This is a genomic window from Burkholderia sp. BCC1999 (assembly GCF_905339975.1).
GTDB lineage: Bacteria > Pseudomonadota > Gammaproteobacteria > Burkholderiales > Burkholderiaceae > Burkholderia.
Map to the genome: position 1 here is coordinate 47,015 of NZ_CAJPHP010000014.1, position 20,185 is coordinate 67,199.

Here is a 20,185-nt window from a genome sequence, read left to right on the forward strand (position 1 = left end):
CGTGATGCGGCGCCGGGCCACGGTCGGTCGACCACGGCCCGGCGGCGGGAATTCGTGAGGAATGGCGACAGTTTACCGAAAATACGCGGTCAGGCTCGCGTGCCGAGCCGCCAGAGCGACGTGACCTCGGCGCGGCGCGCCGCGTGAAGCGGATCGTCGGCGTCCATGGACTTCGGATGCGCGGGGCGGATGTCGTCGCGGCCGAGCACGACGAGGCCCGCCTCGTCGATCCATTGCAGCAGTGTCTCGCGCGGCCGCAGGCCGAGATGCTCGGCGAAATCGGACAGGATCAGCCAGCCTTCGCCGCCCGGCTCGAGGTGCGCGGCGAGCCCTGCGAGGAAACCGCGCAGCATGCGGCTGTCGGGGTCGTAGACCGCGTATTCGATCGGCGCGCTCGGCCGGGCCGGCACCCACGGCGGGTTGCAGACGACAAGCGGCGCACGGCCGGCCGGAAACAGGTCGGCTTTGACGACGTCGACCTGGCTCGCATGACCAAGCCGCGCGATGTTCTCGCGCGCGCAGGCGAGTGCACGCGGATCCTGGTCGGTCGCGACGACACGCTCGACGCCGCGCGACGCAAGCACGGCCGCCAGCACGCCGGTGCCGGTGCCGATGTCGAATGCGAGCGACGTCGCCGGCAGCGGCGCGCGCGCGACGAGTTCGACGTATTCGCCGCGCACCGGCGAGAACACGCCGTAGTGCGGGTGAATCGGCGCGCCGCCGAGCGCCGGAATCGGTACGCCCTTCTTGCGCCACTCGTGTGCGCCGACGAGACCGAGCAGTTCACGCAGCGACACGACCGACGGTGCGCCGCCGGGGCCGTACGCCTCCTCGCATGCGGCTCGCACATCGGGCGCGCGGCGCAGCGGGATCGTGTAGTCGGCGTCGAGCGGGATCAGCAGCATCCCGAGCGTGCGGGCGCGCTGCGATTGCGCGAGACGATGCAGATTGAATGCGTCGACGCCGGCCGCGGCTTGCGCCTTCTTCGGCTTGCGCTCGACACGGCGCGCCATCGCCTGCACGAGCTGGCGCGCATTCTGGAAATCGCCCTGCCAGACGAGCGCAGTGCCCTCGCACGCAAGGCGATAAGCCGCGTCGGCAGTGAGGCGATCGTCGGCGGGCACCGCGCGCTTCGGCGGTTGCACACCGGCTTCGGAGCGCCAGCGCACGGCATGATCGGCGCCGTCGGCGTCGGTCCAGTGGAAAACAGGGGAATCGGTCACGCGAACTCGGTTACGGTTGGCTTCAATGGCGGCGAGAATTCACCGCGCGGACCACACCATACCGCGCTTTGCCCGACCCGGCAAAACGGGCGCCGCAACGCCCGCCGATCAGCGCTCGTCGCGGCGCAAGCGACGATCAGGCGAGATCGAAGGTTTCCGCACCGGGCGCATCGCGCTTGACGGCCGCGATGCCATTCTCGCGGCCCTGCACGCTCCTGTACGTTTCGCTCGTGCCGATGATCTGGTGGTTGGCGGCCTTCAGGTTGAACATCGGCTCGCCGTTGTGGGCAAGCTTGCGCTCGTAGCGCTCATCCAGCGGCGCATTGTCCCGCACTGACGCGATCCCGTTTCTCGCGCCGCCCTTCTCTTCGTACCGCTCGCTCGCGAGGATGATCTCGCCGTTCGCCGACTTCAGGTGAAAGTAGTACTGACCGTTCGTGGCTTTCCCGATCTCGAATTTTGCCGCCATGGTTTGCTCCCGAAAGAATGTCCGACCGTCGGACATCGGCAAGTGTAGGGGCAACACCATCGAAAATCGGCATCAGGCGGCGATAAGCGTTGAAGACTGTCAAATGGTCAATTTTCAGCGACATTTGAACGACGTTTCCGAAAACCACACGACCTACCCGCCCCACCCCGGCATGACGGGCAAGCGCAGCGTGCCCGCGTCGTTGAAGTGCACGGTGCCGAGCACGCCGCCCGCGAGCCGGCCGCGCAGCGCATACGGCAGCTCGCCGTTCGCGGCCGCGCCGGGCAGGTTCCACGCCTGCCGCGCGGCGGCGAATGCGGACACGGACACCGGCACGTCGAGCACGGCTTCGCCGAAACGCGGCACGGTGCCCGAGCGATCGCTGACGCCGCTCGCGAACGGCGTGCCGTTCAGGTCGAGCGCGACCGAGATGCCGTCGTATTCGATCGGTGCGTCGTTCGGGTTCTGCACGCGCAGCTTCAGGTTGAAGCGCATCTCGAGGCCCTGCCCGACGAGCGGGTCGAGCCCCGCGACCGACACGCGCACGGGGTCGCGCGTCAGCCCCGCGCAACCGCCGAGCAGCAGCGCGGCGGCAACCAGCATCGGCACGGCGCGCAGCGGCGCGAAACGGAACAGGGTACGTGGCATGGAACAGCCTCCTCGCGGCGATCGGTGAGCGGGTCGTCGATGCATTGTACCGAGCGCACCGCCCCACGCCGGATTTCGTAGTTTCCGCGGCGACCCAAGATCGTTAATAGATTAAAACTACGAATTCGACAGCTAAACGGAAAGCGAATTAATGACTTCCAGCATTCAATGAAGCGCCAAGAATTCAATAGATGCTCTTTCTAAATTTTTCGTTTCCTTTACCCAAAACCATCAAGTATATTTACGCATCCTTGGAGCAAGCCGACAAACCTTGAAGCCGCATGACGGCGAATTTACGGAACGGCAACACGCCTTCCTTCCGTCCTGCGGACTGGCCCGGCCAGCCCCGTAGGTCGTCGGTTCAAAGGGATTGCGCGCCCACGCCGGGCGTGCGGCCCCGTGTCGTGCGCGCGAAATCAATTCAGTACAACACGCGTCCGGCCATTTTGAACTGGCAAGTTAACCAATATCCGGAAATCCAGAGGGGGCAGTAAACCATGATTACCTTCACGTAGTCGGCTACCGTCTTTCCGAATAATCCGTCATTGCCATTTTTTCGCTGTTGATTAACGGCGAGGGGATTGCTTTTGCCGGCGTTTTCGCAGCACTGAACGATTCTTTCCACAATCGAGGTTTCAGTCATGTCGATTCATATTCGCAAGATGCGTTATCTGCCGCTCGTCGCCGCCCTGGCGCTCGCCGGGTGCGGCGGCGACGACGGCGGTGCAGGCTCCGCTTCCGCGCTCAGCTCCGCCGGCGCGCCGCATACGGGCTCGTCGCCCGCCGTCACCGCGCCGCCGAGTGCCTCCAACGTCGACAAGAGCGTGTCGCCTGTCGAATTGCCGGCCACCGTGGTACCGGTGAACTACCGGCTGTGGTTCCGCCCGAACGAGGCGCTGAACGCGTTCGACGGCCGTGCAGATGTCGAAATCAAGGTGCTGAAGCCGGTCAACAACATCGTGATCGCCGGCCACCGGATCAAGTTCACGAACGGCCGCATCACGCTGCAGCCGGGCAACATCCAGCTGATCGCGACGCCGCAGGACAAGGGCGACTTCTATCAGCTGCGCCCCGTGAGCGGCACGATCTCGCCGGGCAACTACTCGCTGCACATGGAGTGGTCGGGCATCATCAACTTCAAGTCGTACGACGATCCGGTCGCGAAGACGGGCGGCAGCTGCGGCGACGATCCGTATCCGGGCTGCTCGGCCGCGGAAGGCATCTTCCGCGTCGACCTGAAGGGCACCGACGGCAAGACGAGCGGCGCGATCCTGACGCAGGGCGAAACCAACCTGTCGCGCCAGTGGTTCCCCGGCTGGGACGAACCGGCATTCCGCCCGACCTATGAAGTGACGGCCGAAGTGCCGTCGAGCTGGCGCGTCGTGTCGAACGCGGCCGAGAAGCCGTCGACCAATGTCGGCGGCGGCTACAAGCTCGTGCAGTTCGAGAAGACCCCGCCGATGCCGTCGTACCTGCTGTTCTTCGGCGGCGGCCTGTTCGACACCTACGAGGACGACTTCACGAGCCCGCTGCCGGGCGGCAAGGGCGGCCTGCACCTGCGCGTGTTCACGCCGCCGGGCATGAGCGACTGGGCGAAGCCGGCGATGGATCGCACCAAGCAGGCGCTCGACTTCTACTACCGCTACACGGGCATCGCGCTGCCGCTGACGAAGTTCGACACGGTGGCCGCGAACGACGCGTTCAAGGAGCAGAAGGACCTGAACTTCGGCGGGATGGAGAACTGGGGGTCGATCCTCGAGTTCGCCGACGACATCCTGCCGCAGCCGGGCCAGCCGATGTCGCACTACGGCAACGAGGTGCTGACGCACGAAGTCGCGCACCAGTGGTTCGGCGATCTCGTCACGACCGACTGGTGGGACAACGTATGGCTCAACGAATCGTTCGCGACGTTCTTCGAAACGAAGACGACGATCCAGTTCTTCCCCAACGAGTTCAGCTGGCTCGACCAGGTGAAGAACAAGTATCGCGTGATCAATCGTGACATCGGCCCGAACGCGTTCCCGGTCGCGCCGAACTTCAACGACTGGGCGTCGAACGATTTCGTGCTGAGCGCCAGCGCGTTCACGTACGACAAGGGCGGCCACGTGCTGAAGACGCTCGAGAACTATCTCGGCGAACAGACGCTGCGCAAGGGTCTGCAGCAGTACCTCGTCGACTACTCGTTCGGCAACGGCACGCCGAAGCGTCTGTGGGATGCGCTGTCGAAGGAAAGCGGCCAGGCGGTCGGCCCGATCGGCGACAGCTACGTGCGCCAGACCGGTGTCCCGCTGATCTCGCTCGACACGCAGTGCGACCTGACGAAGAACCAGACGGTCATCACGCTGAAACAGCAGCCGTTCCCGAACAAGAACGCGTATCCGGGCCTGCAGTGGACGGTGCCGATCACGCTCGCGTACGGTCAGGGACTCGCGAAACGCACGACGCTCGCGCTGAAGGACACGCAGACGCAGACGCGGATCGACGGCTGCACGGGCGTGGTCGCCGACCCGAGCGGTCTCGACTACTACATCGTGAACTACAGCGACGCGGCCTGGAGCGGGCTGCTCACGCAGGTCAACGGCTCGACCGATCCGGTCCTGCTGGCGAACCTGAAGAGCGAAGCCGCGCTGCTCGTCGCGAACAACCTCGCACCGGCATCGCGCTCGACGTCGATCGGCTCGGTGGCTTCGCCGGCCGCGATGAAGCTGCGCCAGACGCCGACCTTCGGCGGCGTCGAGCTGACGACGAAGGAGCGCCCGGCACTGCACTACCAGGGCGTCTTCAAGCCGCGCAAGGTAGTGACGCAGTAACGGTGCGCATCCGGCCGGCGCCGCGCAGCCTGCGGCACCGGCCGGCGCACCGGCTTCTCCGACCTTTGACGGGCCTCGCATGCGAGGCCCTTTTTTCTTTCCGTACGGTGCCCGCCCGCCGTCATGCCCACGCGGCATCCCACGCCGGCTGCGCGAACCACGACACGAGGAATGCAACGAGTTTCGACGTCCGTGCGCTGCCGCGCGCCTGCTGGCGCAGCACGTGGATCGTCGCCGGCTCGGGCGTCGCCGCGTACTGCGGCAGCACCGCACGCAACCGCCCGTCGCGCAGCGCGTCCCCCGCGAGCCAGGTCGGCAGGTGCGCGAGACCGAGCCCCTCGAGCGCCGCTTCGAGCAACGCCTCCGAATGATTGCTGCGAAACCGCGGTTGCGCCGGGACATGGCGACGCTCGCCGAAGCGCCACGCACCCGGCGGCGGCGCGCCGTGCCAGGCGAGACAGTCGTGGCCAGCGAGCGCGTCCGGCGATTCGGGCTCGCCGCGCCGCGCGAGGTAGGCCGTACTCGCACACAGCACGCGCCGCTGCGGCGCGAGCACGGTCGCGACCAGGCGCGTGTCCTCGAGCGGGCCGATGCGCACCGCGAGATCGACGTCGGAGCCGAGCCGCGCACCCTGCAGGTCGACCATGCTGTCGGTCAGCACCAGGTCGACCTGCAGCGCCGGATGACACTGCATGAACGCGGCCAGCGCGGCCATCAGGTGCCGCCGGCCGAACGGCGCCGGACAGTCGACGCGCAGCAGTCCGCTCGGCTCGTCGCGCTGGCTGTGCAGGTCCTCCTGCAAGCCGCGCAGTTCGGCCAGCATCCGCGTCGCGCGCCCGTACAGCAGTTGGCCGGCCTCGGTCGGCCGCAGCGCGTGCGTGGTGCGATGCAGCAGGCGAATGCCGAGCTGTGCCTCGAGGCGGTCGATGCGCCGCGTAACCGACGACGCGGCGACGCCGAGCCGGCGCGCGGCCGCCGAGAAGCTCTGCTGATCGACCACATCGACGAACAGCGCGAGATGCGGGGTAAGAAAGTCGTCCATGCGGGGCCTTCGGATTTGGCTATGCGTTTATCGCAAAGCAATCATCCGCTTTTGCCTGTTTCCGCGTCAAATCGGGCCGACTAGACTGCACTCATCCTTTTCATCCGCTGCACGCACCGGCCCGCCGGGTCGCACGGCAGCCATCCGTCACGGAGATCATCATGCGCAGCATCCGCTTCGACGCCCCCGCCGCCGACATCGAGTCGCTCGACGCGCGCGTCCGGGAACTCGACACGCCCGCCCCGGCCGACGGCCAGATGCTGATCGAGGTGCGCGCGGCCGGCGTGAACCCGAGCGACGTGAAGGCCGCGCTCGGCCGCATGCCGCATGCGGTGTGGCCGCGCACGCCCGGGCGCGACTGGGCCGGCATCGTGCGCAGCGGCCCGGACGGCTGGATCGGCGCGCCGGTGTGGGGCTCAGGCGGCGATCTCGGCGTCGGACGCAACGGCTCGCACGCGGAATGGCTCGTGCTCGATGCGGCACAGGTGCGCCGCAAGCCGGCCGTGCTGACGCTCGACGAAGCAGCCGGCGTCGGTGTGCCGTTCGTCACCGCGTACGAAGGCTTGCGCCGGGCCGGCATGCCGGCGGCCGGCGACGTCGTGCTCGTGTTCGGTGCGAACGGCAAGGTCGGCCAGGCCGCGATCCAGCTCGCGAGCGCGCATGGCGCGACCGTGATCGGCGTCGAGCGCAGCCCAGGCGGCTATCGCGGCCACGCATCGGGCAACGTGCACATGATCGACGCGTCGAAAGAACCCGTGGCCGACGCGGTGCGCGCGGCGACCGGCGGCCACGGCGCGGACATCGTCTACAACACGGTCGGCAGCCCGTATTTCGAAGCCGCGAACGCGTCGATGGCGATCGGCGCGCGGCAGATCTTCATTTCGACGATCGACCGCAGCGTGCCGTTCGACATCTTCGCGTTCTATCGCGGCCAGCATACGTTCGTGGGGGTCGATTCGCTGCAGCTCGGCGGTGCCGCGGTCGCGCAGATCCTCGACACGCTCGCGTCCGGTTTCGGCAACGGCACGCTGCGACCGTTCCCGATCGGCGACGACTACGTGTACCCGCTCGACCGCGCGCACGACGCATACCGCGCGGTGCTGGCCGGTGCGCGCGAGCGCGTGATCCTCAAGCCCTGACGCCGGACCACACGGGAGGCTGCCATGACGGATTACGTGACCTCGCTCGCGGCGGGCCTCGGCGTCGGCGTGCTGTACGCGCTGCTGAACGTGCGCTCGCCAGCCCCGCCGCTGGTCGCGCTCGTCGGCCTGCTCGGGATGGTGATCGGCGAGCGTGCGATCGCGCTGCTGCGTTGACGTGCCGATGCGGCTGCCGCGCTAACGGTCGCCGCGACGCCGGAACGCCCACCATGCGGCGAGCCCGGTGAAGCCCGCGACGAGCAGCACCATCAGCCAGAAGCCGTGCTTGTTTTCCGAGAACGGCACGCCGCCGACGTTCATCCCGAAGAAGCCGGCGACGATGTTGATCGGCAAGGCGATCACGGTCACGAGCGTGAGCGTGAACAGCGTCCGGTTGTTCTGCTCGTCCAGACGCGAGCCGATCTCTTCCTGCAACAGCTTGATCCGCTCGTTGAGCCCCGCCAGATCGGCAAGTACCAGCGAAAACTCTTCGGTCGACTCGCGCAGCTCCTGCACGTCTTCCAGGTGCAGCCACGCGGGCGGCTTCGCGAGCAGCCGGAAGATCGACCCGGGTTCGGGCGCGAGCATGCGCTGCAGGCGCGTCAGCGTGCGGCGCATCGCACCAAGCTCGATGCGGCTCGACGTGAGCCGCTGCGACAGGAAGCGATCCTCGATGCGGTCGACGTCGACGCTCGTGCGCCGCATGATCTGGATCAGCAGGTCGGCCTGGTCGCGCAGCAGGTGCACGAGCAGTTCCGCGGGCGACCTGAACTGCTCGCCGTCGCGCACGCACGCGCGCAGCGTGTCGACCGAGCGCAGCGGCTTGAGCCGCGCGGTCACCATGATGCGCTGCTCGACGTGGACGAACAGCGTCGCAATCTCCGACGGCGTCAGTTCGAGGTTGAACATCACGTCGTTGACGATCGCGCGCAGCGCACCGTCTTCCTGCTCGATGCGGGTCGAACGCGACCCTTCGTGGAGAAATTCGAAGAAACTGTCGGGCAGCCCGAGATGCGTGCGCATCCAGCGCTCACTCGCGCCATGCGCGAGATTGAAGTGCAGCCAGACGAAATCGCCCGACGCGCCCGCACCGTGCGCGCGGCACGTGCGCAGCCACGCGGCGGCCGCGTCGGCATCGAGCGTCGCGCCGGAGCCGCCCGGCACGAAACGGAAGCCGCACACCATGCCGGACGTATCGGCGCCGTAAGTCTGTACGATCAGGTCCATCGTGTCGAAGGTCGTGCGGCGCGCGACGCGCCGCACATCGCGGGTCGCGGGCCCGCGCCGGGAAAAGAAAGGAGACGTATGCCCGACGGGCGTGACGCTCTCGTGACAACATCAGGCCGCATCATACCGGCAGCTTCGTGGCCCCAAAAGCAACGCGCCGCCCAACGGGCGGCGCGGTCCATGCATGGCGGCAAGCGCAAGACGCGTTACTGCCGCGTCTCCGACTGTGCGGCGCTCGGGCACGCGGGGTCCTTGCCCCAGTGGCCGTCACACACGCGCCAGCGGCACAGCTGATCTTCGAAGAAACCGCGCTCCGAACACTCCTTCACGCGCGACCCGAGCGAGCCGGTCGTCGCTGCCGTCTTGGTCGGCACGACCTGCCCCTTCTGCGCGGCGAGTTTCTTGTCGGCCGGCTTCGTGCGCGCAACGAGCGCCGCGAGCAGGTCGGCATCCGGATCGTCCTTCCCGGCCGCCTTCGCGGTACGGGTCGACGTCGCATCGCGGCGCTTCCTGGCCTGCGCGAGCTCCGCCTCTTGTTCCTTGCGATGCTTGCGGGCCTCGGCCTTTGCATCGGCCTTCGCGTCGGCCTTGCCATGCGCCGCGACCTTCGTGCTCTTCGTGGCGTCGGCCTTCGCGGTCCTGGTCGTCGCGACAGCGGCGGCAGTGGCGGCTGCGGCTGCACCGGCCGTGGCTGCGCCCGATGCGTCGTCGGCGCCATTGGCCAGCGCGCGCGACAGGCGGCTGCCGTCCGCGGCGGACGCGGCCGATGCGGATGCAACGGTCTGGGAAGCCGAATCGTCGTTGACGATCGTGGCCGGCTGGACGGCGGACGCGGCGGATGCGCCATTCTGCGCGACCTGCACGGCGGCGTTGCTGGCCGGTGCGGCCTTGGCCGGCGCGGCTGCCGCGGGCTCGGCGGCCGTCACGGCGCCGACCTGCTCGCCCGAATGCTGCTGCATGCGCCACGCGCCCCAGCCGCCGACGGCGACCACCAGTGCGACGACGGCGGCGATCGGCGCCTTCAGCGAACGGCGCGGCGGTTCGGCGGGCGGCGTGACACGGCCTTCCAGATTCGCGAGAATGCGCGACTGCTGAGGTCCTCCCTCGCCTGCCGGTTTCGTATCGGACAGCAGGCTGGGCGGAGTTTTCGAATTTGAATTTTCCGGCGCACTCATTCAGCGTCTCATTGAATCCTGGTTTAATTCACCGCGATAATATAGCCCGGCCTCTCGAAGCAGCCTGATTCTAAGAGCAAGCATTGCAAAACACAATCAATTCCAATTTCCGGGGATTTCTTTGATTGCCGTCGCACTCGTCGCCTATTTCGCCCTTGCCGTAGCGGTTGCGGCACTGTTGCTTTTACCGGGTATCCGCGCGACCGTTTTCGAATCCGTCGCCCAGTTTCACGGCCGTCTTACGCGCCGTGCGAACGATCGCGCCGCGCGTACGCGGAGTCAGATTGTTAAATCGGCAAGCGTTACGCGCGGCGCATTAAACGATGTGCAAAATTTACTGGTTCGCCGGCGCTTGATGATTATGGTATCGGCAGGTATTCTTGCGACGCCGCCATTGGTCGCCATTGCTTTACGCGGCCGGCAATTGTTCCAGTACGACGACACGGCGCGCGTGCCCGACGAGAAAATCGCCGCGCTGCTGCAGGGCGAGCAGCTCGTGCCGCCACCGCCGCTGCCGCCGGAAGTCTTCGCCACCAAGGAAGTCGAGCAGATACGCCCGGCGCTGAAGGATGCGAGCCGCGACTGGAACCTGCTGGATCCGGATTTCCGTACGCGTTTGCTGCTGGTCTACAAGATCATGCACGAACAACACGGTTATGAAATGGCGCTGCTGGAAGGGTACCGAAGCCCGGAACGGCAGAACCGGCTGGCGGCGATGGGCGGCAACGTGACCAACGCGGCAGCCTTCCAGAGTTATCACCAATTCGGGCTGGCGGCCGACAACGCATTCCTGCGTGACGGCAAGCTGGTCATTTCCGAGAAAGATCCCTGGGCGATGCGCGGCTACCAGTTGTACGGCCAGGTCGCCGAACAAGTCGGCCTGACCTGGGGCGGCCGATGGAAAATGATGGATCTCGGGCACGTTGAATACCATAAACCCGGTTTTAAACTGGGACGCGGCAGCTAGCCAGGGCTGCCGGACAGGAAATAATGAGGGCGGCATGGGGCTTTTTAATATCCCGGCAGGAAACGATATGGGCGACGCAAAAAATCGGGCATTCCAGTGCGCGATTTTTTCCGGCCGCCGCTTCCGTTTTAAATCTCACAGCGTCCTTTCATTAATGCGCGCGCCTTCTCCGATGCCGCGGGCGCATTGATGCCAGCCCCCTTCATCCCGTTTGACAGCATGGCGACACATCGCGGCGCCACCCTTGCCGCTCGGCGCGCCTGCGTCGCCTCACCGAATCGCACCGGAACCTGAACGTCCTATGCAACGCATCCTCAACGTGCTGACTCATCCGCGTACGCTCTCGATTGTCGGGATCGTCGCGCTAGCGGCGATCCTCTTCATCGTCGCCGACATGCTGCAGCTGCCGCTCCTGTGGGCGGCGATCGCGTTCGCGGCGATCCTCGCGCTGTGGCTCGTCGTCGCGCTGTGGCGCCGCTGGCGCGTGAAGCGCGCGAACCAGCAGCTCGGCCAGGTGCTCGAGGAGCAGGCGGAAACCGGCAAGATCGCCGCGCCCGCCGCCGCCGCGCTCGCCCCCGATTCGAAGACCGCCGACCTCGACGTGCTGCGCACGCGCCTGTCGGATGCGGTGAAGACGATCAAGACGTCGAAGATCGGCCAGGTGTCGGGCGGCTCCGCGCTGTATGAACTGCCGTGGTACATCGTGATCGGCAACCCGGCTGCGGGCAAGAGCAGCGCCGTGCTCAACTCCGGCCTGCAGTTCCCGTTCGCGGACAAGAACAGCGCCGTGATCCACGGCATCGGCGGCACGCGTAACTGCGACTGGTTCTTCACGACCGAAGGGATCCTGCTCGACACGGCCGGCCGCTATTCGGTGCACGAGGAAGACCGCAGCGAGTGGCTCGGCTTCCTCGGCCTGCTCAAGCGTTATCGTCCGAAGGCGCCGATCAACGGCATCATCGTCACCGCGAGCATCGCCGAACTCACCGGCAACCGTCCCGAATTCGCCATCAACCTCGCGAAAAACCTTCGTCAGCGCGTTCAGGAGCTGACGGAAAAGCTGGAAGTGTTCGCGCCGGTCTACGTGATGTTCACGAAGGCCGACCTCATCACCGGCTTCACCGAATTCTTCAGCAGCAGCGACAAGCACGAGTACGACCGCGTGTGGGGCGCCACCCTGCCCTACGAGCCCGACGACAAGCGCGACGTGGTCGCGCAGTTCGACACGCACTTCGAGGAACTCTACGAAGGGCTGAAGGAAATCAGCGTCGCGCAACTGTCGCTGTCGCGCGGCAACCAGTTGTCGCCGGGCCAGTTGAGCTTCCCGCTCGAATTCTCGACGATCAAGCCGTCGCTGCGCGCGTTCCTCGCCACGCTGTTCGAGAACAATCCGTTCCAGTACAAGCCGATCTTCCGCGGCTTCTACTTCACCAGCGCGCTGCAGGAAGGCGAAACCAACAGCGCGGCCGCGCAGCGCATCGCGCACCGCTTCGGCCTCGACGGCAGCGCGCTGCCGAAACCGCACAGCGCCTTCTCGAAGAACGGCTTCTTCCTGCGCGACCTGTTCTCGAAAGTGATCTTCGCCGACCGCCAGACGGTACGCCAGTTCGCGAGCCCGACCAAGACGCGGCTGCGCTATGCGACCTTCTTCGGCTTCGTCGCGGCGCTCGCGATCGCGCTCGGCGGCTGGACCTGGTCGACGATCGGCAACCAGCAGCTCGTGTCGAACGTGCAGGCCGACCTCGACAACGTCACGCGCCTGCAGCAAGGCCGCAACGACCTGCAGTCGCGCCTGCAGGCGATGGACATCCTCGAAGACCGGATCGAACAGCTCGAGCAGTTCCGCCGCGACAAGCCGCTGTCGGTGTCGCTCGGCCTGTACCAGGGCGACCGTCTCGAGCAGCACCTGCTGACCGAGTACTACAACGGCGTGCGCCAGATCCTGCTGGCCCCCGTGTCGCAGAACCTCGCATCGTTCATGAAGGACGTGAACGCGCACCCCGAACAGCTCGTGCCGATGACGCGCCCGCCCGAATCGGGCGCCGTGCAGGGCGGTGCGATTCCGGTCTCGACGAATGCGGCAGGCGCCGCGCCGACGGCCGGCGCCGCACTGGCCGCGTCCGGTACCGCACCGGCCGCCGCAACGGCACAACAGCCGGCCGCACCGCAGGGCGGCCTCTACAGCGACGCGTCGCCGACCAACGTGCAGGACGCGTACAACGCGCTGAAGACGTACCTGATGCTGTCCGACAAGCGTCACGTCGAGCAGGCGCACCTGACCGACCAGCTCGCCCGCTTCTGGCGCGGCTGGCTCGAGACGAATCGCGGCAACATGCCGCGTGACGAGATGATCAAGAGCGCCGAGCGCATGATCTCGTTCTACCTGTCCCGCGTGAACGACAACGACTGGCCGATGATCGACGCGAACCTCGCGCTCGTCGACCAGACCCGCGAGAACCTGCGCCGCGTCGTGCGCGGCATGCCGGCCCGCCAGCGCGTCTACGAGGAAATCAAGGCACGCGCGTCGACCCGCTTCGCGCCGATGACCATCGCGCGCATCGTCGGCGACGGCAACCAGTCGCTCGTGGCAGGCAGCTACGCGATTCCGGGCACGTTCACGCGCGAAGCGTGGTTCGACTACGTGCAGCCGGCGATCCGCGACGCGGCGACCAAGGAACTGCAGGCGAAGGACTGGGTGCTGAACACGTCGACGCAGGACGACCTGACGCTCGAGGGCAGCCCCGAGCAGATCCAGAAAACGCTCGTCGGCATGTACAAGACCGAGTACGCGCAGCACTGGCAGAAGTTCATGCAGGGCATCGCCGTGCAGGGTTTCAGCAGCTTCGGCCAGGCTGTCGACGGGATGAACCGCCTCGGCGACCCGCAGGATTCGCCGATCCGCAAGATCCTCGAGACCGCGTACGACCAGACGTCGTGGGACAACCCGTCGCTCGCGAACGTGACGATCAAGAAGGCGCAGACGGGCGTCGTGAACTGGGTCAAGCAACTGTTCTCGCGCTCGCAGGCCGGCCAGATGGCGGCCGCCAACATCGACATCAACGGCAACCCGGCCGAGGTGCCGATGGGTCCGATCGGCCAGGAGTTCATCGGGCTCGCGCGGATCGTCGCGACGCATGACGGCACGTCGATGCTCAAGGGCTACATGGATTCGCTGTCGAAGGTCCGTACCCGCTTCAACGTGATCAAGAACCAGGGCGACCCGGGCCCGGGCGCGCGCCAGCTGATGCAGCAGACGCTCGACGGCAACGGTTCGGAGCTCGCCGATTCGCTGAAGCTCGTCGACGAGCAGATGCTGACGGGCCTCACCGATTCGCAACGCAAGTCGCTGCGTCCGCTGCTCGTGCGGCCGCTGATGCAGGCGTTCGCCGTCGTGATCCAGCCGGCCAGCGCCGAAGTCAACAAGGTGTGGAACGCGCAGGTCTACCAGCCGTTCCAGAACTCGCTCGCGACGAAGTACCCGTTCGCGGCCAGCGCGAAGGTCGAAGCCGGCGCCGGCGAGATCGCGCAGGTGTTCGGTCCGGACGGCTCGATCGCGAAGTTCGTCGGCACGACGCTCGGGCCGCTCGCGGTGCGCCGCGGCGACACGCTCGCCGCCCGCACGTGGGGCGACATGGGCATCGGGCTCACGCCGGACTTCACGAACGGCTTCGCACGCTGGGTCGCGCCGCTCGCAGGCGGTGCCGCCGGCAGTGCAGCTGCATCGTCCGAGCCGCAGACCGTGTTCCAGATCCTGCCGCAGCCGAGCACGGGCACGACGGAATACACGATCGCGATCGACGGCCAGCAACTGCGCTACCGCAACACGCCGCCGCAGTGGACCAACTTCGTGTGGCCGAACCCGCAGGGCTCGCCGGGCGCGACGCTGTCGGCGACGACCTTCGACGGCCGCACGGTGCAGCTCGTCAACGAACCGGGCCGCTACGGTCTCGAGAAGCTGATCAACTCGGCGCAGCGCAAGCGCCGCCCGGACGGCACCTTCGACCTGACGTGGGCGCAGGGCAGCGTGAACGTGTCGGTGACGATGCGCATCATCAGCACGTCGCAACCGTCCGGCGGTGGCGGCAGCGACCAGCCGCAGCAGCAGAGCCTGCGCGGCCTGCAACTGCCGTCGTCGGTCGCCGACGCGAGCGCGGGCGCCGCGCAGAACGCGACCCAGTCCGCCGGCACGGGCACGCCGGCGGCCGCACCGGCCGTCGCGGCCGCCAACGCAACGAATGCACAGGGGGCGCAATGACGCAAACCGTTCAGGCGCAAATCGCCTACTTCGGCAAGATTCCGTCGCGTGGCGACTTCGTCAAGAGCGCACACAATCCGCAGCTGCTGCAGACGCTCGACCGCTGGATCGCGCAGGCGCTCGAACTGCTCGCGGAAGATCCGCGCTGGAAGATCGTCTACGAGGATGCGAAGCCGATGCATTTCGCGTTCCTCGGCTCGCGCAGCAAGCTCGCGATCGCGGGCCACATGGTCGCGAGTCACGACGTGTCGATGCGCCGCTTCCCGTTCCTCGGCGCAACCGCGCTCGAGGTCGACCGGCCGCTCGCGTTCCTCGCGCGCAGCCCGCTCGCGTTCGCACGGCTGTGGTCGCGCGTCGCCACGCAGATCCCGCCGCTGCTCGGCAGGGACGAGCCGCCCGGCGCGCTGCAGGCGCTCGGCGACACGCAGGTGCCGATCGACGTCGGCGGCCCCGGCACGTCGCATGACGGCACCTTCAACGACTTCGTCGAACACCAGTCGCTCTACGGCCTCCAGGAGATGCTGCTCGAAAGCGGTCATCCGGTGCGGCTGCGCGGCGCGATGCTCGCGCTCGGCTCGCTGCTGCGGCCGGTGATGCAGAGCGGCTCGTCGCACATCGAACGCGGCCTCACGCTGCCGCTGCCGGTCGATCCGTTCTACCGCAGCCTCGTCGCCGCGTTCTGGCTCGAACTGATCGCGCCGTTCGTCGCGCAGGCCGACTTCGAGCTCGCGATCTTCATCGGCACGATCGCCGAGCGCGAACGGCTCGTCATCGGCTTCAACGGCGCGTCGGCGAAGACGCTGCTGAGCGTGGTCGACCCGCAGACCTACGCCGCCCACAACATCGACATCGACGATCCCGAGTGGATCGACGCCCATGCGCAAAACGATCAGCAGATCAGCAAGCTCGTCAGCTACCTCGACCAACCGCAACTCTCGCTGCGCGTCGCCATCGACGCGTTCCGCGAAGCGTTCATCGGAGGCTGACCGGATGCATCGCACGATTCAAGACCGGCGCCCGCGTTTTTCGGTCGCCCTCTCGCCCGCCCTCGCCGCCCTCTTCGCCGCGGGCCTCGTCGCCAGCGGTGCAGCCTTCGCGCAGAACACCGGCGCCACCGTCACGCCGGTCGGCAACGGCACGGTCGCCACGACCGCGCTGCCGTCGTCGAACCCGAACGCCGGCGCCGCATCCGGCACGGTGGTACGCGGCACGGCCGGCACGATCACGCCGCCGCCCGCGAACGCGACGCCCGGCCAGGTGGTCGTCGGCGGCAAGGTACCCGACGAGGCGACCAAGGCCGCCGTGCTGCAGAAACTGCGCGATACCTACGGCGCGACGAACGTCGTTGACCAGATCGAGGTCGGCGACGTCGCGACGCCGCCGAACTGGAGCGCCAACGTGCAGAAGCTGCTCGGCACGCAGCTCAAGCAGATCAGCAAGGGCCAGTTGAAGATCAACGGCACGCAGATCGAGATGAAGGGCGAGGTGCACAACGAAGCGTTGCGCCAGCAACTCGCCAGCGACATGGCGAACACGCTGAACCCGACGTACACGATCAGGAACGGGCTGCGCGTGTCGGCGTCCGAACAGGGCGTGCTCGACCAGACGCTCGCGAACCGGACGATCGAGTTCGAGACCGGCAGCGCGACGCTGACGCCGCAGGGCCGGCTGATCCTCGACCAGATGGCGGCCGCGCTCGCGAAGATGCAGAACCGCACGGTCGACATCATCGGCCACACCGACAACTCGGGGAACCGGACGTCGAACATCGCGCTGAGCCAGGCGCGTGCGGACGCGGTGAAGGGTTACCTGATCACGAAGAGCATTCCGCCGCAGCAGATGACGACGACGGGCGTCGGGCCGGATCAGCCGATCGCGCCGAACGATACGGCGGACGGGCGGGCACGGAATCGAAGGATCGAGTTCCGGGTGGGACAGTAAGACGTGCGGCCGGCTCATCGCGAGCCGGCACGCGATCCGATGCGGGCGGCGACAGGCATGTCGCCGCCCGTTTTTCATGGGCGGCCGCCGGCCGTCAGTGGACGGGAGGCGTCGCGCCGCCCTTGTAGCTTTTCGCCCATTCCTGGCTCTGCTTGGCAGCCTGATCGATGCGGGCGGCGACGCGATCGTCTTTCTGGCGCTGCTTCGCTTCCTTGGCGAGATCGCTCGAACCGAACTCGTCCTTGTCCCGTGTGCGGAAGTACAGCGACGGTGCCAGCACATGGTCCTGCCAGCTCGTCAGCAGCGTGTCGTGAACGAGCATGTCGAACAGCGCCATCACGTCCGGCGGAAGCGGGTGTTTGCCGTCGATGCCTTCCTTCCAGGCCGACACGAGTTCCATCTGCGGTTCGGGCAGCATGGCTGCTTCGACGGCGTCCGCGCTTGCCTTGTTGTTGGAATCCCAGGAGTCCGGCATGTTTCGGATTTGCTCTGCGGATTTCTTCAGGCCTTCCTGGTACGACGCGCGACGCAGCTTCTTTGCCGCCTCTTTCTCGAGACGCTCCCAGACCGTCGAATAGTCATTCGGCGCTTCCGCGATCAGTTGCTCATAGCGCTTTTGCGCAGCGTCGCTCGCGGCCTTCATCCCCCGCAGCTTCTCCTGATCCGCCGGGCTGCGGCTGGCCAGCATGCTCATGTTGATGCCTTGCCGCTGCAGTTCCCAGTCGAGTTGCGACTTCGTCGTCTTGCGCTGCAGGTCGGCGTCGCTCGTGTTCCGCTTCCAGTCAGCGACCGGGTCCGAAATCGTGCGACGAAACTCCGGGTCCATGTAGCGGGCTGCAATCCAGCGCATGAATATCTTCGAGTGTGCAATGAAGTCGACACCGGCTTTGCGGGGCACAAGGGCATAGTAAGCGTCGACGAGTTGCTTGATTCGGTATTGCTTGCCGTCCGCGTTGATCGGCTGTGCGATCGTGAATTTCCGGAAGGTGTCAGGCTTTTTGTCTCGCAGGTCCTCCATCGTGTCCATGACCGCGCCTGCCTTCAATGCTTCCAGCAGCATGTCTCGCAGAGGAATCCGCATCAACTCGGCATTGAAGCCCAGTGAACCCTTGGGCGCGCCGCCGACGACATCGCAACTCGTGCCCGGATAAAGGAATTGCTCGCCACGGGTCTTCTCGAGACTGTCGAGACGCTGATAAAAGCGCATCTCGTGCGCCGCGGCGAAATGAACGCAGCGCTGCACACTGGCCGGTATGCCAAGGGCTCGATCCTTGTAGCTGGTCTTGATCATTCCCAGATACGGCACCATACCGATCAACTCGCCGGCCTCTTCCGACATGGCCGATGAAACAGCGTCGAGCAGACCGACAAACTTGATCTGGATCGATACGCCGTCAATGGCGAGATCCATGTCGTCCCTGCGCTTGTATTTCTCCGCCAGGTCGTTGATGAACGCGCGTGCGAGCACGCACCCGCGATCCGCGCCGAACACCGATACCTCGATGGCCCGAACTTTCGGCATCTGCTTCTTGACGGCGTGGTACGCCTGTTCGAACTGATCCTTGGCTGCGATCACCCGTGTGTCGACGCCCGTCCCGAAAGCCTTGGCCATGACGGAGTTGTCACGTACGATCGGCACGTTCTCCATCGCTATGCCGACAAAAAGACTGCGGGCAACTGCCCAGCCCGCCTTCATCGGGGCGCCTTTGACGTTGTTCTTGAAATCGTTCTTCGCGTTACGCCACAGCAGCGTTCCGGTGGCCTTGGTGCGCTCCCAATATCGCTCCGGCGACGCATTCACCACATTCATGATCCGCCGCGCCTGCGCGGGAATGTGCTCGATATCCTTCCGAAGATCCTGGAATGCCTTGTCGATGGGTCGAAGCGAAAAATCTCCCTCAAGAAAATTCTCGATGAACTGCTTCTTGACGTCGTCGACACGCGTTTTGACGCTGGCCTGTTTGATTGGGGTATTGACGCGCGTGAACGACTTGGCGGCCGACTCCGCTCCGCTCAACGCCTTCTTGCCGCCCATCTTGGCGGCGGCTACACCCGCATTGATCCACTCGTTGGCTTTGGCCGACTCGTTGAGCGGTGTGCCCAGCCCCGAATAATAGAAGCGGAACCAGAACTGATTGACTGGCCGATGCCTGTCGTCGTTGTCCCGGTGCGCTTCCCACAAACGGCAGATGTTCGAATATTGAGAGCTCGACTTGTCGTCGATATCGCGATTTCTGCCAAATGCATCGAAGAAAAATCCCATGCGGATCGTCGCGCCGCACGGCAGACAATCCCCTTTCGGGTACATGTTCGCGTCCTGGCAGACGAGCTGCATGTACGTGGACATCGGCGTCGCGTCATCCGGATCGAGCTTGATTCTCTCAGCCATGCTGCTTCTCCTCCGTGCGCGGCGGCGGCACCAGGCCGTCGGGAATCGTCGGTACGTTCACCGGCCTGAACTTGCCGCTCGCCAGTTCGGACAACACGTTCTTCGGTAGCGCTTGCATCGATCTGGCGAACGCACCGGGCTTTCCAGCCGCTGCCCGCAGGACCCGCTGCACCTCCGGATGCGCGTCGAATCGACTGTTCACGAGCAAACTGAAATACGCGTACTGATCGAGGTCATTCCGGTCGGTCAGCTGGTATTTCAACCACGCGGCCGCTACGACACGCGCAATGCGCCGATGCGACTGCCCATCCGTATCGTCGAATTTCTTGTCCAGTTGCTCCTGATAATGCGCCGCCATCCATCGGGAAACATCCACGACCGGAATGCGCGATTCGTCCAGAAGTTGGCCCGGAAACTGAAGCTCGACGTGACGATCCGGATAGAAATGAACTTCAAGAATGCGGCTGCCGACTTTCTCCGGAACGGCTGACGGTGGCATCGCGACCTTGGTCTCGACTTGCTGCGCATGCGAGTCGTCCATCGTCCATCGATCCGCGTCGTAGTACTTCCACTTGACCGTAAACTCGGTGCCCTTGAGCGTGTAGCAACACGCGACACTGCCGCCACCTGCGCCAGGTGGATCGTCTCCGCCACCGCTTGCCTTGTTGCCGTAAGCATCGGTGATGGTGAAGCCGTTCATGTTGTACGGCAGATAATTCCGACCCATCACCGAAATCCCGCTGTAGGTCGGCTCGGATTTACCACAGGCCGTCACGGCTGCGAACAACAGGCAAGTCGCCAGAACACGGCCCGTCATACGCGCCAGTTTCGTTCCTCTATGCATCGATGTTTCCCTTCTGAGTGACACCTCGCACGCCGTTCCGTGGCAAGCAAGCGCCT

16 protein-coding genes are annotated in these 20,185 nt (G+C 65.9%); 7 read left to right on the forward strand and 9 right to left on the reverse strand.

Annotated features, from left to right (window positions below; genetic code table 11):
- Nucleotides 1-89: 89 nt before the first annotated feature.
- From U5809_RS21130 to U5809_RS21145, 4 genes are all read right to left on the reverse strand, one after another.
- The gene (locus U5809_RS21130; protein ID WP_322088011.1) at nucleotides 90-1,223 is read right to left on the reverse strand and encodes a class I SAM-dependent methyltransferase; all 1,134 of its coding nucleotides are present in this window, start codon (nucleotides 1,221-1,223) and stop codon (nucleotides 90-92) included.
- A 136-nt stretch (nucleotides 1,224-1,359) separates the two neighbouring features.
- Entirely contained in the window at nucleotides 1,360-1,692 is a 333-nt protein-coding gene (locus tag U5809_RS21135; protein ID WP_322088012.1) for a YegP family protein, read from the reverse strand.
- 153 nt (nucleotides 1,693-1,845) lie between these two features.
- A complete protein-coding gene (locus U5809_RS21140) occupies nucleotides 1,846-2,340 on the reverse strand; it encodes an LEA type 2 family protein (protein ID WP_322088013.1) in 495 nt (164 codons plus the stop codon).
- A gap of 421 nt (nucleotides 2,341-2,761) precedes the next feature.
- Nucleotides 2,762-2,983 carry a hypothetical protein gene (locus U5809_RS21145; RefSeq protein WP_322088014.1) on the reverse strand — a complete coding sequence of 74 codons (222 nt, stop codon included), beginning with the start codon at nucleotides 2,981-2,983 and terminating at the stop codon, nucleotides 2,762-2,764.
- Between U5809_RS21145 and U5809_RS21150 the strand changes: the two genes are divergently transcribed.
- Nucleotides 2,982-5,150 (forward strand): M1 family metallopeptidase, encoded by a 2,169-nt coding sequence (locus U5809_RS21150; protein ID WP_322088015.1) that lies wholly within the window; start codon nucleotides 2,982-2,984, stop codon nucleotides 5,148-5,150. The two genes, U5809_RS21145 and U5809_RS21150, sit on opposite strands and share 2 nt — an antisense overlap.
- A gap of 121 nt (nucleotides 5,151-5,271) precedes the next feature.
- Here the strand turns inward: U5809_RS21150 and U5809_RS21155 are convergent, their stop codons facing one another.
- A complete protein-coding gene (locus U5809_RS21155; protein WP_322088016.1) occupies nucleotides 5,272-6,192 on the reverse strand; it encodes a LysR family transcriptional regulator in 921 nt (306 codons plus the stop codon).
- 161 nt (nucleotides 6,193-6,353) lie between these two features.
- Between U5809_RS21155 and U5809_RS21160 the strand changes: the two genes are divergently transcribed.
- Nucleotides 6,354-7,331: a zinc-binding alcohol dehydrogenase family protein gene (locus U5809_RS21160; RefSeq protein ID WP_322088017.1), complete on the forward strand. Its 978-nt coding sequence runs from the start codon at nucleotides 6,354-6,356 to the stop codon at nucleotides 7,329-7,331.
- Nucleotides 7,332-7,355: 24 nt separating this feature from the next.
- The gene (locus U5809_RS21165; RefSeq protein WP_282506538.1) at nucleotides 7,356-7,508 is read left to right on the forward strand and encodes a DUF1427 family protein; all 153 of its coding nucleotides are present in this window, start codon (nucleotides 7,356-7,358) and stop codon (nucleotides 7,506-7,508) included.
- Between the two features lie 21 nt (nucleotides 7,509-7,529).
- On the opposite strand, the gene U5809_RS21170 is transcribed toward U5809_RS21165, so the two are convergent.
- A complete protein-coding gene (locus tag U5809_RS21170) occupies nucleotides 7,530-8,558 on the reverse strand; it encodes a transporter (RefSeq protein WP_282506537.1) in 1,029 nt (342 codons plus the stop codon).
- A gap of 206 nt (nucleotides 8,559-8,764) precedes the next feature.
- Nucleotides 8,765-9,733, reverse strand: a complete 969-nt coding sequence (locus U5809_RS21175; protein WP_322088018.1) for a phage tail protein — start codon at nucleotides 9,731-9,733, stop codon at nucleotides 8,765-8,767.
- Between the two features lie 121 nt (nucleotides 9,734-9,854).
- On the opposite strand from U5809_RS21175, the gene U5809_RS21180 reads away from it, so the two are divergent.
- From U5809_RS21180 to U5809_RS21195, 4 genes are all read left to right on the forward strand, one after another.
- Nucleotides 9,855-10,700: a M15 family metallopeptidase gene (locus U5809_RS21180; protein ID WP_176051188.1), complete on the forward strand. Its 846-nt coding sequence runs from the start codon at nucleotides 9,855-9,857 to the stop codon at nucleotides 10,698-10,700.
- 301 nt (nucleotides 10,701-11,001) lie between these two features.
- On the forward strand, nucleotides 11,002-14,955 hold the full coding sequence (tssM, locus tag U5809_RS21185) for a type VI secretion system membrane subunit TssM (protein ID WP_322088019.1): 3,954 nt from the start codon (nucleotides 11,002-11,004) through the stop codon (nucleotides 14,953-14,955).
- Entirely contained in the window at nucleotides 14,952-15,941 is a 990-nt protein-coding gene (gene tagF, locus U5809_RS21190; RefSeq protein WP_322088020.1) for a type VI secretion system-associated protein TagF, read from the forward strand. Before tssM ends, tagF begins: the two co-directional genes overlap by 4 nt.
- A gap of 4 nt (nucleotides 15,942-15,945) precedes the next feature.
- On the forward strand, nucleotides 15,946-16,896 hold the full coding sequence (locus U5809_RS21195) for an OmpA family protein (protein WP_322088021.1): 951 nt from the start codon (nucleotides 15,946-15,948) through the stop codon (nucleotides 16,894-16,896).
- 94 nt (nucleotides 16,897-16,990) lie between these two features.
- Here the strand turns inward: U5809_RS21195 and U5809_RS21200 are convergent, their stop codons facing one another.
- A complete protein-coding gene (locus U5809_RS21200; protein ID WP_322088022.1) occupies nucleotides 16,991-19,285 on the reverse strand; it encodes a DUF2235 domain-containing protein in 2,295 nt (764 codons plus the stop codon).
- Nucleotides 19,278-20,129, reverse strand: coding sequence for a hypothetical protein (locus U5809_RS21205; RefSeq protein ID WP_322088023.1), 852 nt, complete (start codon nucleotides 20,127-20,129; stop codon nucleotides 19,278-19,280). The genes U5809_RS21200 and U5809_RS21205 overlap by 8 nt, the downstream gene beginning before the upstream one ends.
- Nucleotides 20,130-20,185 lie beyond the last annotated feature (56 nt).